Source organism: Mesorhizobium sp. M7A.F.Ca.CA.002.05.1.1, assembly GCF_003998335.1.
Lineage (GTDB): Bacteria > Pseudomonadota > Alphaproteobacteria > Rhizobiales > Rhizobiaceae > Mesorhizobium.
The window spans coordinates 1-4,015 of the sequence record NZ_RZQI01000562.1 but is presented as its reverse complement, the minus strand read 5'-3'; the positions used below and the strand labels follow the sequence as shown (position 1 = coordinate 4,015).

Annotated in this window: 4 protein-coding genes; all 4 read right to left on the bottom strand. The window is 65.6% G+C overall.

Annotated elements, in window-relative coordinates; genetic code table 11:
• A partial coding sequence (locus EN939_RS23990; protein WP_164751175.1) for an alpha/beta hydrolase fold domain-containing protein occupies window positions 1–389 on the bottom strand: 389 nt, incomplete at its 3' end.
• Complete coding sequence (locus EN939_RS23985; RefSeq protein WP_127269725.1) at window positions 386–1,066, bottom strand: isochorismatase family protein; 681 nt, start codon at window positions 1,064–1,066, stop codon at window positions 386–388. The genes EN939_RS23990 and EN939_RS23985, both read right to left, overlap by 4 nt.
• A 355-nt stretch (window positions 1,067–1,421) precedes the next feature.
• A complete protein-coding gene (locus EN939_RS23980) occupies window positions 1,422–2,726 on the bottom strand; it encodes a M24 family metallopeptidase (RefSeq protein WP_127269723.1) in 1,305 nt (434 codons plus the stop codon).
• 319 nt (window positions 2,727–3,045) lie between these two features.
• A partial coding sequence (locus tag EN939_RS23970; RefSeq protein ID WP_164751174.1) for a GlxA family transcriptional regulator occupies window positions 3,046–4,015 on the bottom strand: 970 nt, incomplete at its 5' end.

Below are 4,015 nucleotides of genomic sequence, written 5' to 3'. Positions count from 1 at the left end.
GGGTGGACGTGTTCCGGCGCCAGGCGGTAGTCGACCGACAGCACGTCGAAACCGGTGCCGGCGCAGAGCTCGGCGCAGATGTCGTCATGGCTTTCCAGCCCGCCGAGGATGAAGCCGCCGCCGTGGTAGTAGATCACCATCGCCTTCGCGGCACTACCGGCAAGCTGGTAACGGCGGACCGGGATGTCGCGGCCGGCGGCGATCAGGCCGTCGCTGGCCTTGACGCCTGCTGGGCGGCCCTGGTGGAAGGCCCGGCTCATCCTGTCATAGACGGCGCGCTGCTTGTCGATCGGCAGGCCGATGATTTCGGGCGGATACCAGGCGTTGACCGCGTCGATATAGGCCCACAGGGCCGGGTCGAGCCGTGTTTCGTAGGGGCCGCGGCTCATAGATCGGCGTAGAGCGCGGCCGCGTTGTCGAAGCTGAAGCGCAGCGGCACCGAGCCCTCGACCTGCCAGGCGGTGACGGTCTCGCCCGCCAGCAGCCGGCAGGCGCCGTCGGTGTCGGTGACGGCGCCGCCATAGAGCCGGTTGGCGAGGTTGAGGATGCCGGTCTGGTGCATGGCCGCGCTGCCGCTGCCGCAGGCATCCTTGACCAAAAGCACGCGGAAGCCCTTCGCCACCGCATCCTTGACGGAAGCGTCGATGCAGGCCTCGGTCCAGACGCCCGATATGACCAGCCATTCGATGCCTGAAGACTTGATGTCGCGGGCCGCCGGGCCGGTGCGGAAGGCGCTGGCCTCGGCCTTGACCAGCAGCGCCTCGCCGTTGATCGGTGCCACCTCACGGCAGATCTCGGTCAGCGGATCGCTCTTGTCGGAGAAAGCCGACTTGCCGTCTTCACCGACCGGATGAAACGGCCGGTCCTGCTTGTCGAGATCGACGATGTAGGCCCAGTGGTAGAGCGGCACATGGTTTTGCCGCGCCGCCGCCTGCAGGCGCTGGACATTGGCGAGGATGCTGCTGAAGCCCTCGACCAGATAGCGGGGGTCCTGCCGGTGCTCTTCCTGCAGGTCGATGAAGATCGCGGCCACCGTGCCGGGCTTGATGGAGATGGGGGTTTTCATGCCGATGCGCCTTGGTTGTGGGCGGGCGACACCGCTCTGTTTAGCGAGCTGGCGCAAGCAGCGGTGATTGGCCGGCGCCTCCCCACCTTCGGCATCCACGGGCGGAGCAGGAGCGAAGCTCCGTCGCGGAGACCCGAGGATCCATGCCGTGATGTTGATCGAATGGTGCAGCGGTGCAGAACTTGTACCGTTGCGGTGCATAGAGGTCGCGGCATGGATCCCTTGGGCTGCAAAGCAGCTCCAGGGGTCTGCGCCGCGTCGCTGCGCTCCTTGCTCCGCCCTAGGATGACGAAGCGATGGAAGGCTGCGACAGCAGCGAAGGCTCGCGATCCGGCGCCGGTGTACGAAACCGCCCTCAAACCTGCGTCTCCAGAAACTCGTCCTCATAGGGAAAGCGCGAAAGCAGCTCCGTGCCCGTCTCGGTGATCAGGATCTCGTCCTCCAGCTTGACGCCCTCGCGGCCGCCTTTCTCGCCGATATAGCTTTCCACGCTCACCACCATGCCTGGCACGATATGGCCGTCACGGCCATAGGTCTCGTAATCCATGGCATGCGCGATGAACGGCGTTTCGCCATGCATGCCGACGCCGTGCATTACCGAGGTGTAGCGCTGGTCGACGAAACGGTCCGGGATTTTCCACGCCTTCTCGGCAATCTCGCGGAACGCCATGCCGGGTTTGACGATCGAAATGTTGTGCTGAACCTGGTCGTGCGCCATGCGGTAGAGCGACTTCTGGTAGGGCGTCGGCTTGCCCGGCCCGCAGCGGAAGGTGCGCGAGAAATCCGAATAATAGCCGTAGCAGCCGATCGTGTCGGTATCGAGCGCCAAGAGTTCGCCGGGCCGGATCTTGCGGCCGCTGGCCTCGTTGAACCACGGATTGGTACGCTGGCCCGATGTCAGCAGCCGCGTCTCGATGAACTCGCCGCCCTGGCGGATGACCTCGCCATACATGATGGCGAACAGGTCGTTTTCGGAGACGCCGGGCTTGATCGCCTCGCGTACCGCATAGACGGCGGCCTCGGCGCCGGCCATCGACACCTGCAGGCATTTGACTTCCTCGGGCGTCTTGACCGCGCGCACCGCCAGGATCTCGCCCTGGCAATCGCGAACCTCGCAGCCGCGCTTTTCGAGCGCCAGCGCCTGCAGATGGCTGCAGCGGTCGAGGCCGAGCTTCATCGAGCCGCCGCCATGCTGCTTCAGAAGCTCGGCGATCTCGTCGGCGAAGGGCCCGGCGGTCTCGTCGTCGCGGCCGGAGACCGACGACCAGACCAGCTTGGAAGGACGCGCCTCGTCGATCGTGTCGAGCACCATCGAGACATGATAGCTCTGCGGATATTCGAACAGCACGATCGGCCCTTCGGTCGGGATGAAGAAATAGCGGGTCGAGTTGCGCAGGAAATAGCCGAACATGTTGCGCGAACCGGTGGCGTAGCGCTGGTTGTAGGGATCGAACAACACGACGCCGCCATAGCCGGCCTCGCGCATCCAGCCGCGCAGCTTGGCCAGCCGGCCCTTGCGCAGCGCATCGGCATCGATGAAGGACGGCTCGGTGTCCGACAGCCACATGCCGCCGGCCGGATCGGCCGCGGCCGGGTGGCGCATGCGGTCCTTGAAGTCCACGTCCTCAGTGCTGTCGGGGTCGAAAACGACGATGCTCATGGGGGTACGGCCTTGGCTGGGTTGCGAGGTCGGAGCATGGCGCAGGCGGGGCGTGGGTATTGTGCGGGAAACCGCAGGTGTTGTGCGGGATGCCGCTGGCTAATCGGTTACGTCGCGATCCTTCGCGCCCCCCTCTGCCCTGCCGGGCATCTCCCCCTCAAGGGGGGAGATTGGCAGTTTCGATGCCGCCGTTCTTTTCTTCAACATCTGAGATTAGCGAAAGCAGAGATGCAGTCCGAGCTCCCCCCTTGAGGGGGAGATGTCCGGCAGGACAGAGGGGGGCGCTGTCCCGCCAACGTCTCACCCGTCAGCAAGCGCCCTAATGCCGTCTCGCCAATCTCGGCGGATGCCCATGCTCCTCGCGAAACGCCCGCGCAAAACTCGACATCGATGCAAACCCACACGCCAGCGCCACGTCGCGCACGGCGAGCGTCGAGTGTGCCAGGAGGTCGGCGGCGCGTTTCAGCCGCAGCCGGCGGTAGTAGCCGTTGGGCGAGATAGCGAGTTCGGAGCGGAAGCTGCGTTCGAGCTTGTCGGAGGAGACGCCGAGCTTTGCGGTCAGCTCGGCCATGCCGAGCCGCTCTTCCACCGCGTCCTCCATGATGGCGATGGCCGACAGCACCAGTTCGTTGCGGACGCCGGTGCGCAGCCGCAGCGGCATCATCTTGCGGTCGATGCTGGAACGCAGCTGGCTGTGCACGAACCATTCGGCGACACCTGCGGCAAGCTCGGCGCCGTAGTCGCGGGTGATGATCTCCAGCATCATGTCGAGGCTGCCGACGCCGCCGGCCGAGGTGAAGCGCTTGCGGTCGATGACGTAGAGGTCGCGCCTGAGCTCGATGTTGGGAAAAGCTTCGGTGAAGGCGGCCTGGCTGGTCCAGTGCAAGGTGCAGGCATGGCCGTCGAGCAGGCCGGCCCGCGCCAGGAAGAAAGCCGCGTCCGCCACCGCGCCGATATGGGCGCCATTGCGCAGGCTCTTGCGGATCCAGCTTGCCGCGTCCTCGGCGACGAGGTGGTCGGCATCGCCGCCCGAGCAGACGACGATGCGGTCGACCTTCGGCGCGTCCTCGGCGTAAAAACCCGGCTGGATGACGACGCCGTTCGAGGCCTCGACCGGGCCTTTTGTGCCGCCGACGATGATCCAGCGATAGCATTCTCTTTTCGCCAGGACATTGGCGGCACGCAGCGGCTCAATGACCGAGCTGAACGCCATCATCGGAAAGCCGGGGAAGACCAGCACCGCGAAGGTGAGAGGGGTGTCGGTGGGTTTGGGTGGGGCGTGTGTGGCC